This is a genomic window from Streptomyces sp. SID3212, from assembly GCF_009865405.1.
Taxonomy (GTDB): domain Bacteria; phylum Actinomycetota; class Actinomycetes; order Streptomycetales; family Streptomycetaceae; genus Streptomyces.
The window spans coordinates 16,053-29,313 of the sequence record NZ_WWJY01001138.1 but is presented as its reverse complement, the minus strand read 5'-3'; the positions used below and the strand labels follow the sequence as shown (position 1 = coordinate 29,313).

General features: G+C 69.5%; 9 protein-coding genes. 4 read left to right on the top strand and 5 right to left on the bottom strand.

The genetic code is table 11. The annotated features are described in order from the left end of the window. Window position 1: 1 nt before the first annotated feature. Window positions 2-1,249: a site-2 protease family protein gene (locus GT042_RS33825; RefSeq protein ID WP_161312508.1), complete on the bottom strand. Its 1,248-nt coding sequence runs from the start codon at window positions 1,247-1,249 to the stop codon at window positions 2-4. A gap of 74 nt (window positions 1,250-1,323) precedes the next feature. On the opposite strand from GT042_RS33825, the gene GT042_RS33820 reads away from it, so the two are divergent. Both GT042_RS33820 and GT042_RS33815 read left to right on the top strand, forming a co-directional pair. Next, a complete protein-coding gene (locus tag GT042_RS33820) occupies window positions 1,324-2,247 on the top strand; it encodes a PD-(D/E)XK nuclease family protein (RefSeq protein WP_161312507.1) in 924 nt (307 codons plus the stop codon). An 84-nt stretch (window positions 2,248-2,331) separates the two neighbouring features. Next, complete coding sequence (locus tag GT042_RS33815; protein ID WP_161312506.1) at window positions 2,332-3,003, top strand: response regulator transcription factor; 672 nt, start codon at window positions 2,332-2,334, stop codon at window positions 3,001-3,003. Between the two features lie 92 nt (window positions 3,004-3,095). On the opposite strand, the gene GT042_RS33810 is transcribed toward GT042_RS33815, so the two are convergent. The 4 genes from GT042_RS33810 to metH all read right to left on the bottom strand — a co-directional run bounded on the left by GT042_RS33810 (window position 3,096) and on the right by metH (window position 11,238). Continuing rightward, entirely contained in the window at window positions 3,096-4,685 is a 1,590-nt protein-coding gene (locus GT042_RS33810) for an ABC transporter substrate-binding protein (RefSeq protein ID WP_161312505.1), read from the bottom strand. A gap of 60 nt (window positions 4,686-4,745) precedes the next feature. After that, window positions 4,746-6,353: an ABC transporter substrate-binding protein gene (locus tag GT042_RS33805; RefSeq protein ID WP_161312504.1), complete on the bottom strand. Its 1,608-nt coding sequence runs from the start codon at window positions 6,351-6,353 to the stop codon at window positions 4,746-4,748. 499 nt (window positions 6,354-6,852) lie between these two features. After that, window positions 6,853-7,554, bottom strand: a complete 702-nt coding sequence (locus GT042_RS33800) for an HAD family phosphatase (RefSeq protein ID WP_161312503.1) — start codon at window positions 7,552-7,554, stop codon at window positions 6,853-6,855. A gap of 174 nt (window positions 7,555-7,728) precedes the next feature. Further along, on the bottom strand, window positions 7,729-11,238 hold the full coding sequence (metH, locus tag GT042_RS33795; protein ID WP_161312502.1) for a methionine synthase: 3,510 nt from the start codon (window positions 11,236-11,238) through the stop codon (window positions 7,729-7,731). Window positions 11,239-11,469: 231 nt separating this feature from the next. Between metH and GT042_RS33790 the strand changes: the two genes are divergently transcribed. Together GT042_RS33790 and GT042_RS33785 are read left to right on the top strand one after the other, a co-directional pair. Then, window positions 11,470-12,234: an IclR family transcriptional regulator gene (locus GT042_RS33790; protein WP_161312501.1), complete on the top strand. Its 765-nt coding sequence runs from the start codon at window positions 11,470-11,472 to the stop codon at window positions 12,232-12,234. A 224-nt stretch (window positions 12,235-12,458) separates the two neighbouring features. Further along, window positions 12,459-13,250: an MIP/aquaporin family protein gene (locus tag GT042_RS33785; protein WP_161312500.1), complete on the top strand. Its 792-nt coding sequence runs from the start codon at window positions 12,459-12,461 to the stop codon at window positions 13,248-13,250. The last annotated feature ends 11 nt before the right edge of the window (window positions 13,251-13,261 follow it).

Here is a 13,261-nt window from a genome sequence, read left to right as displayed (position 1 = left end):
CCTAGCGCGGTTCGGGGCGGGCCATGGCCGCGACGAACGCGCGTTCCACGTCGGCGGTGGAGAGGACGCCGTAGATCTCGCCCGTCTCCTCGACGACGAGGTACTCGGTGGCGGGGCTGGCTCTGAGGCGGTCCAGGAGTGCTTCGCCGGCCAGGTCGGCGGGGACCTTCATGCCGTCGTTGAGGTCCTGGGCGAGGCCGCTGACGGCGACCCAGGGGCGGCGGTGCTGGGGGACGCCGACGATGGCGGTCTCGCGGACGACTCCGGTGGGGTCGCCGTGGCCGTCCACGACGACGAGGGCGCGGGCTCCCGCTTCGTTGGCCCGGCGGAGGGCTTCGGAGAGGGGGGTGGCGGCCTCGACGGGGACGGCGCGGCGGGTGAGGACGCGCGCCTGGAGTTCGGGGAGGTGTTCGCGGAGGCGGGCCATGCGCAGGCTATTGCCTGCGCCGGTCCAGATGATCGCGGCGAGGACGGCGGCGAGGAGGGCGTCGGTGACGGTCTCCAGGCCTCCGATGTCGCGGTTGGTGTTGCCGAGGGCGCCGGTCTGGGTGAGGAGCGGGAGGCCGATGAGGACGGCGACGGCGAGGGCGCGGCCGACCCAGGCGGCGGCGACGGTGCCGCTCATGGGTTTGCCGGTGATCTTCCAGACGACGGCGCGCAGCATCCGGCCGCCGTCGAGCGGGAGGCCGGGGAGCAGGTTGAAGGCGGCGACGATCAGGTTGGAGATCATCAGTCCGGCGAGGAGGACGCCGGGGACGGTGCCGGGGTCGACGGCGAGGAGGCCGAGGTAGAAGAGGCCGGAGAGGACGAGGGAGAGGAGGGGGCCCACGAAGGCGAGGACGAATTCGCGTCCGGGGGTCTCGGATTCCTTCTCGATCTCGGAGACGCCGCCGAAGAACTGGAGCTGGATGCGGCGTACGGGGAGTTTGAAGCGCAGGGCGGCGACGGTGTGGGCCAGTTCGTGGACGAGGACGGAGCCGTAGAAGGCGACCGCGAAGAAGAGGGCGATCGCGTAGCGTACGGCGCCCAGCTCGGGCAGGACGCGGCCGAGCTGGCCGCCGAAGATCCAGGTGATCAGGGCGGCGACCAGGAACCAGCTGGGGGCGACGTAGACGGGTACGCCGAAGGGGCGGCCCATGAGAATGCCGCCGCCGGGGTCTGCGGGCCGTGCCGGTCTGCCGCCGGCGGCCTGGTCCCCCTTCCGGGGCTGCGGCCGCCTGCTCTCGCCGCTCTCGTCGTCCTCTTTCACGGGTTCCCTTCGTCGGCGGCGCGGGTCACGCACACGATCATGCTCGATCATGCAGTGCGTGCCCTCTGTGGTCGATGGTATTCCGCTCGCTGTCAGTGTCGGGCCGTAGGGTCTGCGTCATGAGTACCAGCCGACCGCCCACTTCGCTGTCGCCTTCCCGTGCGAGCGACTTCATGCAGTGTCCTTTGCTGTACCGCTTCCGGGTCATCGACAAACTGCCCGAGAAGCCCAGTGAGGCGGCGACCCGCGGGACGCTGGTGCATGCCGTGCTGGAGCGGCTCTTCGACGCGCCGGCGGCGGAGCGTACGGCTCCGCGGGCGAGGTCGCTGGTGCCGGGCCAGTGGGACCGGCTGCTGGAGTCGCGGCCGGAGCTGGCCGAGTTGTTCGCGGGGGACCCGGAGGGCGAGCGGCTGACGCGCTGGCTGGCGGAGGCCGAACAGCTGGTGGAGCGGTGGTTCTCGCTGGAGGACCCGACGCGGCTGGAGCCGGCGGAGCGCGAGCTGTTCGTGGAGACGGAGCTGGCGTCGGGGCTGCGGCTGCGCGGGGTGATCGACCGCGTGGACGTGGCGCCGACGGGTGAGGTGCGGATCGTCGACTACAAGACGGGCAAGGCGCCCCGGCCCGAGTACGCGGAGGGGGCGCTGTTCCAGATGACGTTCTACGCGCTGGTGGTGTGGCGGTGGAAGCAGGTGGTGCCGCGCCGTCTCCAGCTGGTCTATCTGGGGAGCGGCGAGGTGGTGACGTACGACCCGGTGGAGGCGGATCTGGAGCGGGTGGAGCGCAAGCTGCTGGCGCTGTGGGAGGCGATCGAGCTGGCGACGCGGACGGGTGACTGGCGGCCGCGGCCCACGAAGCTGTGCGGGTGGTGCGACCACCAGGCGGTGTGTCCGGAATTCGGCGGTACGCCTCCGGTGTATCCGCTGCCCGTGGTGCCGGCGGGCGTGCCGGCGGCGGTGCCGGCTCCGCAGGCGGGCGGCGGGACCCCGTCGGTCGTCTGACGGGGAGAGGCGGGAAGGGACGACCGGCGGCTGCCGGGTGGGGCGGTCAGGGCAGAATGGGACGGGTCTATCGAAGGAGATCCCGTGACTGTCCGCGTCCTACTGGTCGATGACCAGCCGCTGTTGCGCACCGGCTTCCGGATGATCCTGGAGGCGGAGGGCGACATCGCGGTCGTCGGCGAGGCCGGGGACGGTCTTCAGGCCATCGACCAGGTGCGCGCGCTCCAGCCCGACGTGGTGCTGATGGACATCCGGATGCCCCGGATGGACGGGGTGGAGGCGACCCGGCAGATCACCGGTCCTGGCCGGGACGGTCCGGCGAAGGTGCTGGTCCTGACGACGTTCGACCTCGACGAGTACGTGGTGGAGGCGTTGCGGGCGGGGGCGAGCGGTTTCCTGCTGAAGGACGCGCCGGCGAACGAGCTGGTGCAGGCGATCCGGGTGGTGGCGGCGGGCGAGGCGATGCTCGCGCCGAGCATCACGCGGCGGCTCCTGGACAAGTACGCGGACCATCTGCCGTCGGGCGAGGACGCGGTGCCGGACACCCTGCATACGCTGACGGACCGTGAGGTCGAGGTGTTGAAGCTGGTCGCGCGGGGGTTGTCGAACGCGGAGATCGCCGCGGACCTGTTCGTCAGCGAGACGACGGTCAAGACGCACGTGGGTCATGTGCTGACGAAGCTGGGGCTGCGCGACCGGGTGCAGGCGGCGGTGTACGCGTACGAGAGCGGGCTGGTACGCCCCGGCGCGCAGTGAGTCCTCCGGGCTCCCCGGGGGGCGGCGACGGCCCCCGGGGAGGCCGGTGAGGGCCCTCCGGCGCCCGGTGACGGCCGCCGGAGGGCCCGCCGTCAGTCCTTGCTGATCTCCCAGAAGCGGAAGACGGTCGAGGCGTCGAGCGTCCATTCCAGTCCGGAGACGTTGTCGTAGGCGACGGCGTACTGCTTGCCCTGCCACAGGGGCAGGATCGGCAGGTCGCGGGCGACGTCGTCCTGGAGTTCGCCGAAGTCCCGCTCGGTGGCGCCCCGGTTGGCCTGGGCGGCGGTGTCGGGGATGATCCGGCCGGTGATGTCGGGGTTCTCGTAGTGGTTCTGGAGGACGTTGTCCTTGCCGAAGAACGGCTGGGTGAAGTTGTCCGGATCGGGGTAGTCCGGGACCCATCCCTTGACGTAGACGCCGTACTTGCCGGCCGCGATGCCCTTCTCGTACTGGTCGAAGGGGACGGAGCGCACGCGCGCGTCGAACAGGCCGCTCGCGTCGAGCTGTCCGGCGATGGCCCGGAACTCCTGGTCGGTGGCGGGCCCGTAGCGGCTCGGGGTGGACCACAGGGTGAGTTTCACCTTGCCGGTGATGCCTGCGGACCGCAGGGCCTGCGCGGCCTTGGCGGGCTGCGGGCTGTCTCCGTACAGGTCGAAGAAGGCCGTGTTGTGGGCGGTGATGCCGGCCGGGACGATCGAGTAGAGCGGGGTCGCCGTGGACCGGTAGACCTTGCTGACGAGGGCGTCGCGGTCCACCAGGTAGGCGATGGCCTGACGTACGCCGAGTTGTCCCGTGACGGGGTCGTCCATGTTGAAGACGAGGTGCTGGACCTCGGCGCTGGTGCCTTCGACGACGTCGATGCCCTGGTCGGAGGCGGCGGTGGAGTCCTGGAGTTTCGCGATGTCGGGGGCGGTCAGGCCGCGGTACGCGACATCGATGTCACCCTTCTCCAGCGCGGTCGCCAGCTTCTTCTGGTTCCCGTGGAACAGGCTCAGGGTGATGCCCGAGTTCTTCACCTGGGCGGTGCCGTCGTAGCGGGAGTTGACCCCGAAGACGGCCTTGGAGGTGTCGAGCGACGTGAGGGTGTACGGGCCCGAGCCGACGGCCTTGCCGTCCTTGCGGAGGCTGTCCGCGGGGTAGGCGCGGTGGTCGACGATCGAGCCGGCGCCGGACGCGATCTTGCTGGGGAACGTGGCGTCGGGGACCTTGAGGTGGAAGATCACGGTCCGCGCGTCCGGAGTCGCGATGGAGCCGATCGTGGAGAGCAGCGGCGCGGGCCCGGCGGGATCGTCGATCCTGAGGGCCCGCTCGAAGGAGAACTTGACGTCCTCGGAGGTGAGGGAGTCGCCGTTGCTGAAGGTGAGTCCGTCCCGCAGGGTGCAGCGGTAGGTCCTGCTGCCGTTCGCGAACGCGCAGGCCCGCGCGGCTTCCGGCTGGGGGACGGCGCCGCCCTTGGGGAAGCTCAGCAGGGACTGGAAGACGTTGTTGAACAGGAGCCAGGATCCAGGGTCGTACCCCGAGGCCGGATCGGTGGCCAGGACGTCGTCCGACATGCCGACGACGATGGCGCTGCCGGTGTCGGCCGCTCCCCCGTGGCTCTGGGTGCCGCAGCCGCCGAGCAGGGCGATCGCGAGCCCCGCTCCGAGCGGAGCGCTGGTCCATTTGTTGCTGAGTGCCTTCACAGGTGGTGCCTCGTGCTTTCTGCCGGCCGCGCGGGTGGTCCGTCCGCGCGGCCGGTGGGATCAGGATCCGGCGGTGCCACGCCCCAGTTCCCAGAGGTGCAGGTTGGCGCCCGAGTCGAGCGTCCACTCCACCCCGAAGATGTCGTCCCGCGCGGCGATGTACTGCTTGCCCTGCCACAGCGGCAGCATCGGTACGTCGGTGGAGACGATGTTCTGGAGCTCGGCGAAGGTGCTCGACGCGGCGCTGCGGTCGGCCTCACGGCGCGACTCGGGGATCAGCTGGTCGATGGCCTTCTTGTTGGCGTAGGGGCTGCTGAGGATGTTGTCCTTGTCCAGGAACGGTGCGATGTAGTTGTCCGGGTCCGGGAAGTCGGGGAACCACCCGAGGCCGAAGACCGGGAACTTGCCTTCGTTCTTCTTGGGAAGGAAGGTCGCCCACGGTTCGCCCTTGAGATCCACGGAGAACAGGCCGCTGGAGTTCAGCTGATCCCGAAGTGTCTCGAATTCGCTCTTCGTCGCGGCACCGTAGTGGTCGGTGGTGTAGTTGAGCGTGAACTTCACCGGGGTCGCGATGCCCGCCTCGGAGAGGAACTTCGCCGCTTCCGCCTTGTTCCCGTCGCCGTACTCGTTGAAGAACGAGTTGGTGTGCCCGGTGATGCCGGACGGGATGACGGAGTAGAGCGGGTCGGCCATCGGGCCGTAGACCTTCTTGATGAGGTCGCCGCGGTTGACGACGGACGCGATCGCCTGGCGTACGGCCTTCTCCTTGACGACCGGCGCGTTGGTGTTGAAGGCGAGGTAGCGGATCTCCTGGCCGGGTATCTCGGTCAGGTTGATCGTGTCGTCCGGCTTGGCCTGCATGTCCTGGATCTGCTTGGGCGTCATCGAACGGTTCATCACGTCGATGTCGCCCTTCTTCAGGGCGGCGGCCATCTCTTCGGCGGTCGGGAAGTAGCGGATCTCGACCTTGCTGTTCTGGAGCTTCAGCGCGCCCTTGTAATGCGGGTTCTTGGTGTAGACGGCCTTGAGCATCTTGCCGTCCTTCACCTCCGCCTTGAAGGTGTACGGTCCCGAGCCCTCGATCTTGAAGCCTTCGAGGAGCTTCTTCGGCGCGTAGACCTTGGGGTCGATGATGCCGGCGATGGGGGTCGAGAGCTTGTACGGGAACGTGGCGTCCGCCGTCTTGAGGTGGAAGATCACCCCGTTGTCGCCGCTGGTCTCGATCTTGTCGATGTTGGCCAGCAGACCGACGGCCCCGTTGGGGTCGTTGATGTTGCTGACGCGCTCGATGGAGTACTTGACGTCCTCGGCGGTGATCGGGTCGCCGTTGGAGAACGTGAGGCCCGAGCGCAGGGTGCAGCGGTAGCTCTCGCTGCCGGTGTCGGTGAAGCCGCACTGGCTGGCGGCGTCCGGCATGGGCTCACCGCCGCCGCGCGGGATGTAGAGCAGCGTCTGGATCGTCTGCTTGAGAAGGTTCCAGGTGTTGGTGTCGTAGGTGTACGCCGGGTCGACGGGGGCCGGGGCTTCCTTGGTCGCCACGAACGGGTCCGTGGTGCCCACGACAATGGCATCACCGCCGCCTGAGCCGCCGTCCGAGCCGCCACAACCGGCGAGCACGGGCGCGAGCAGGCCGACCACGGCCGACAGCACCAAAGTCTTGCGGTTCATCCTGGACGTACTCCTCATCCGGCACTGGGATACAGCGGTGCAAATGGGAGACTCCGCCGCCGCCACCCGTTCGGGGCAGTGCGATCGGGCCGGGATACAGGGCGATCGGTCCTGTCGTCGCGGCGATTTGGCGGGCGCCGGGACATGCTGCTGGTGCGGCGAAGTACTCGCGACGAGATTAGTCCGAGGCGCCGGGAGGGCCGGACCGGGGCCGAAGTGGCCCGTCATCACAAAGTGACCGCCCATAGCGGCGAGTTGATGTACCGGCTCCGGCAGGTTTCGTACACGCCTTGACCAATCGGGACACAAGGGCCCATCGAAGCCGCCGCCCATCAGGCATGTGGCCGGTGCGCCAGCCCCCAGCGGCCCGCTGGAGCGTGATAAAGCTCACTGCTTGAACCGTGAGCCGACGTCACGGCGGCGCCGTCCGGGTCACGGAAAATACACGACCCGATGCGATGAGTTTCCGATTGTATCCAATAACCACGCGCAGTGGGACTCAGTCGCGCGGTGTCATCAGACCGCGCAGGAAGTCGAGGTCGATCTCTTCGAGGGAGGTGACGACCGAGCGGCCCTCGGAGGGCGCGATCGGGGCGACGGAGGGCACCGCGACGACCTTGCAGCCGGCCGCCTCCGCCGAGGCCACGCCGGTGGCGGTGTCCTCGATGACCGCGCAGCGCGCCGGGTCGGCTCCCAGGCCGCGGGCGGCGATCAGGTAGGGGTCGGGGTGCGGTTTGGTACGGGGCACCTCGTCGCCGGCGACGGTGAGGGCGAAGTACCGCGGTCCGAGCGAGAGCAGGACCCGGTCGATGATGCGCCGGTGGGAGGCGGAGACCAGGGCGGTGGGGACGTCGTGGGCGGCCAGTTCGGCCAGGAGTCTCGCCGCGCCGGGCATCATCGGGACGCCGAGGCCGATCCGTTCCTGGAACTTGTCGTTGAGCAGTACGGTCAGCTCGGCCAGGGTGACCGCGGCGCCGGTGGCCTCGATGAGGAAGGCCGCGCTGCGGGTCATGGGGCCGCCGACGACCACGTGGCGCCAGGACTCGTCGAGGGCGTGGCCGAGATCCTTGAAGACCTCCACCTCGGCGTCCCACCAGAACCCTTCGGTGTCGACCAGGGTGCCGTCCATGTCGAGAAGGACGGCCTGAAGGGCGGAGCCTTCGGCCGTACGGGTCAACGATGCGGGGACCGTACTGGTCATCCGGCACACCTCCGTGAGGGACGGGAAGGCCGGTCGCCTGTTCCACGGGGAAACCCCCCGGGACAGGCGACCGGCCTGCGCTGGACCGATAAGTGTACGGCCCCGCCGATCTCCGCGCGCGCCGGATGCGGCAGGTCACGGGTCAGGGCGGGCCGGAGCGTGCTCGCGTCCGGGTCAGCGGGCGTTGAAGTACTTCGCCTCGGGGTGGTGGATGATGATCGCGTCCGTGGACTGCTCTGGGTGGAGCTGGAACTCCTCGGAGAGCTGGACGCCGATGCGCTCGGGCCGGAGCAGCTCGGCGATCTTCGCCCGGTCCTCCAGGTCGGGGCAGGCCCCGTACCCGAGGGAGAAGCGGGCGCCCCGGTACTTGAGCGCGAACATGTCCTCCACCTCGGCCGGGTCCTCCCCGGCGAAGCCCAGTTCGGAGCGGACGCGGGCGTGCCAGTACTCGGCGAGGGCCTCGGCGAGCTGGACGGAGAGGCCGTGCAGTTCGAGGTAGTCGCGGTAGGCGTTCTTCTCGAAGAGTTCGGCGGTGGTCTCGCCGATCCTGCTGCCGACGGTGACGACCTGGAGGCCGACGACGTCCGTCTCGCCGGACTCCTCGGGGCGGAAGAAGTCGGCCAGGCAGAGGCGGCGGCCCCGGCGCTGGCGGGGGAAGGTGAAGCGGGTGCGCTCCGAGCCGTCCTCGCCGAGGAGGATGAGGTCGTCGCCCTTGGAGACGCAGGGGAAGTAGCCGTAGACGACGGCCGCTTCGAGCATGCCGCCGGTGTGCAGCTGGTCGAGCCAGCCGCGCAGGTGGGGCCGGCCCTCGGTCTCGACGAGCTCCTCGTACGTCGGGCCGCCCTTGCGGGCTTCCTTGAGGCCCCACTGGCCCTTGAAGAGGGCGCCCTCGTCCAGCCAGGAGGCGTACTCCTTGAGCTGGATGCCCTTGACGACGCGGGTGCCCCAGAACGGCGGGGTGGGCAGCGGGTTGTCGGTGGCGACGTCGGAGCGGGCGGCGCCCTCCTCCGGGCGCTCCTCCACGACGGTGTTGGTGGTGGCCTTGACGCGGCGCTGCTTCAGCTCGGGGAGGGTGGCGCCGGGGACGCCGCGCTTGACGGCGATGAGGGCGTCCATCAGGCGCAGGCCCTCGAACGCGTCGCGGGCATAGCGGACCTCGCCCTCGTAGATCTCGTGGAGGTCCTGTTCGACGTAGGCGCGGGTGAGGGCGGCTCCGCCGAGGATGACCGGGTAGTCGGCGGCCATCCGGCGCTGGTTGAGCTCCTGGAGGTTCTCCTTCATGATCACGGTCGACTTCACCAGCAGACCCGACATGCCGATGACGTCCGCGCGGTGTTCCTCGGCGGCCTCCAGGATCGCGGAGACCGGCTGCTTGATGCCGAGGTTGACCACGTTGTAGCCGTTGTTGGAGAGGATGATGTCGACGAGGTTCTTGCCGATGTCGTGGACGTCGCCGCGGACGGTGGCGAGCACGATGGTGCCCTTGCCGTCGGCATCGCTCTTCTCCATGTGCGGTTCCAGATAGGCGACCGCGGTCTTCATGACCTCGGCGGACTGGAGCACGAACGGGAGCTGCATCTGGCCGGAGCCGAAGAGTTCGCCGACGACCTTCATGCCGTTCAGCAGGGTGTCGTTGACGATGTCCAGGGCGGGCCGTTCCTCCAGCGCCGCGGCGAGGTCGGCCTCCAGGCCGTTCTTCTCGCCGTCGATGATGCGGCGCTCCAGCCGCTCGTTCAGCGGGAGGGCCAGCAACTCCTCGGCGCGGCCGTCCTTCATCGACTTCATGTTGACGCCCTCGAAGAGCGCCATGAGCTTCTGGAGCGGGTCGTAGCCCTCTTCGCGCCGGTCGTAGATGAGGTCGAGGGCGACCTTGACCTGCTCCTCCTCCAGGCGGGCGATGGGCAGGATCTTCGAGGCGTGCACGATCGCCGAGTCCAGTCCCGCCTTGACGCACTCGTCGAGGAAGACGGAGTTGAGGACGACGCGGGCGGCCGGGTTGAGGCCGAAGGAGATGTTGGACAGGCCGAGGGTGGTCTGGACGTCGGGGTGGCGGCGCTTGAGTTCGCGGATGGCGTCGATGGTGGCGATGCCGTCCTTGCGGGACTCCTCCTGGCCGGTGCAGATGGTGAAGGTCAGGGTGTCGATGAGGATGTCGGACTCGTGGACGCCCCAGTTCCCGGTGAGGTCCTCGATGAGCCGTTCGGCGATGGCGACCTTGTGCTCGGGGGTACGGGCCTGGCCCTCCTCGTCGATGGTGAGCGCGATGAGGGCGGCGCCGTGCTCGACGGCGAGTTCGGTGACCTTGTGGAAGCGGGACTCGGGCCCGTCGCCGTCCTCGTAGTTGACGGAGTTGATGACGGCGCGTCCGCCGAGCTTCTCCAGGCCCGCGCGCAGGACGGGGAGTTCGGTGGAGTCGAGGACGATCGGGAGGGTGGAGGCGGTGGCGAAGCGGCCGGCGAGTTCGGCCATGTCGGCGGCGCCGTCGCGGCCGACGTAGTCGACGCAGAGGTCCAGCAGGTGGGCGCCTTCGCGGATCTGGTCGCGGGCCATCTCGACGCAGTCGTCCCAGCGGCCTTCGAGCATGGCCTCGCGGAACTTCTTCGACCCGTTGGCGTTCGTCCGCTCGCCGATGGCGAGGAAGGCCGCGTCCTGGCGGAACGGCACGGTCTGGTAGAGGGACGCGGCGCCCGGCTCGGGGCGGGGGTCGCGGACCGTGGGCACCGCGTCGCGGACGCGCTCCACGACCTGGCGCAGGTGCTCGGGGGTCGTACCGCAGCAGCCGCCGACGAGGGAGAGGCCGTACTCGCGGACGAAGGTCTCCTGCGCGTCGGCCAGTTCGGCGGCGGAGAGCGGGTAGTGCGCGCCGTCCTTGCCGAGGACGGGGAGGCCGGCGTTGGGCATGCAGGACAGCGGGATGCGGGAGTGCCGGGCGAGGTAGCGCAGGTGCTCGCTCATCTCGGCGGGCCCGGTGGCGCAGTTGAGGCCGATCATGTCGATGCCGAGGGGTTCCAGGGCGGTGAGGGCCGCGCCGATCTCGGAGCCGAGGAGCATCGTGCCGGTCGTCTCGACCGTCACCGAGCAGATGATCGGGAGGTTCGCGCCGGTGGCCGTCAGGGCGCGCCGCGCGCCGAGGACGGCGGCCTTGGTCTGGAGCAGGTCCTGGGTGGTCTCCACCAGGAGGGCGTCCGCACCGCCGGCGATCATGCCTTCGGCGTTCTGCTGGTAGGCGTCGCGCAGGGTGAGGTACGGGGCGTGGCCGAGGGTCGGCAGTTTGGTGCCGGGGCCCATGGAGCCGAGGACCCAGCGCTGCTGTCCGGTATTGGTGGTGAACTCGTCGGCGACCTCGCGGGCGATCCTGGCGCCCGCCTCGGCCAGCTCGAAGACCCGGTCGGCGATGTCGTACTCGGCGAGGGCGGCGTAGTTCGTGCCGAAGGTGTTGGTCTCGACGCAGTCGACCCCGACGGCGAAATACTCTTCGTGGACGTGCCGGACGATGTCCGGGCGGGTCACGTTGAGGATCTCGTTGCAGCCTTCCAGCTGCTCGAAGTCCTCCATCGTGGGGTCCTGCGCCTGGAGCATCGTGCCCATCGCGCCGTCGGCGACCACCACGCGTGTGGCGAGTGCCTCACGGAGGGCGGCGATCCGGCTCTTGCTGTCGGTGGAGGGTGCTGGCGACGAGGCCATGAAGGTACTCCCGGGTTGCGACGGCTGTCGGCTTTGCGGCGTCTGGAGACGGCGCACCCGGCCAGCGTAGCCGGGCGGGTGCGGGAACGGGGTGCCATTCCGGCCGCCGGACGGGCGGTGGGCCCGTGTCGGCGTGTCGTGTCCGCGCTGACAAAAGGTCGGCATCGGCCGATAGTGTTCCGCATTGTCGAACTGTGTGTAGGGAAAGCGCACGTACGGGAGGTCCGGCCGATGGCGAAGAACATCCAGTCGCTGGAACGGGCGGCGGCCATGCTGCGCCTGCTGGCGGGCGGCGAGCGGCGGCTCGGCCTCTCGGACATCGCCGCTTCCGTCGGGCTGGCGAAGGGCACGGCGCACGGCATCCTGCGCACCCTCCAGGCGGAGGGCTTCGTCGAGCAGGAGCCGGCCTCGGGCCGCTACCAGCTGGGGGCGGAGCTGCTCCGTCTGGGGAACAGCTATCTGGACGTGCACGAGCTGCGGTCCCGGGCTCTGGTCTGGACGGACGACCTGGCGCGGTCCAGCGGGGAGAGCGTGCATCTGGGGGTGGTCCACCAGCAGGGCGTGCTGATCGTCCACCACGTCTTCCGGCCGGACGACAGCAGGCAGGTCCTGGAGGTGGGGGCCATGCAGCCGCTGCACTCGACGGCGCTGGGCAAGGTGCTGTCGGCGTACGACCCGGTGGCCCATCACGAGGTGATGGAGGGGGAGCGTACGGCGCTCACACCCCGGACCGTCACCGGTGCGGCGGAGTTCGAGGAGATCCTCGATCTGACCCGCGCGCGGGGGTGGGCGGTGGACGTCGAGGAGACCTGGGAGGGCGTCGCGGCGGTGGCCGCGCCCATCCACGACCGCAGGAAGATGCCGGTCGGAGCCATAGCCATCACCGGTGCGGTCGAACGTGTCTGCAAGGACGGAGAGGTACGTCCCGAGCTGGTGGCGGCGGTCCGCGAGTGCGCCCGTTCGGTCTCCCGGGACATCGGCGCCGGGCGCTTTTGAGCGGTATGGCGGATCATGAGTAGTACGAGGTTTCGGTTCCCGGACCCTTGACTGCATGTTGGACACAGGAGAAAACTGCCGTTCAGCGGTCGGCATTGTCGAACACTTACCGGTAATGCGAGTTAGTGTGGGACAGCGCCAGTGGCCGGCAACGCTCTCGTGTGAGGGTGCGGGCCCCTGGCGTGTGCCGGAGGTCCGCGTCCCCCTGGACGAAGGAGTCTCGGGTGTCCGACTTTGACATCTTCATAGGCGAGACCACAGGTACCGCCATCCTGATCCTGCTCGGCGGCGGCGTTGTCGCCGCCGTGGTGCTCAAGCGCTCGAAGGCCCGCGACGCGGGCTGGCTCGCCATCAGCTTCGGCTGGGGCTTCGCCGTACTGACCGGCGCTTACCTGTCCGCGGGTGTCTCCGGCGCACAGCTCAATCCGGCGGTCACCCTCGGTCTGGCGATCGAGGGCGGTACGAAGTGGGGCGACGTACCGCTCTACCTCGGCTCCCAGCTGCTGGGGGCGATCATCGGCGCGTTCCTGGTCTGGGTCACCTACATGGGTCAGTTCACGGCCCATCTCACCGACCCGGAGATCCTCGCGGCCCAGCCCGCGACGGAGGGGCTGGTCGATCAGGAGACGGCCCCCCAGGCCGGTCCCGTCCTCGGGATCTTCTCCACCGGGCCCGAGGTCAGGAACGTCCTCCAGAACGTACTGACCGAGATCATCGCCACGTTCGTCCTGGTCATCGCGATCCTCACCCAGGGGCTCAACAACGAGGGCAACGGCCTCGGCACCATCGGCGTGCTGGTCACGGCGCTGGTCGTGGTGGGGATCGGGCTGTCGCTCGGCGGCCCCACGGGGTACGCGATCAACCCGGCCCGCGATCTGGGCCCCCGTATCGTCCACGCGCTCCTGCCGCTGCCCAACAAGGGCGGCTCCGACTGGAGCTACGCCTGGATACCGGTGGTGGCACCGCTCATCGGCGGCGCCGCGGCCGGCGGTTTCTACAACTGGGTCCTCGCCTGAGCCTGAGCCTC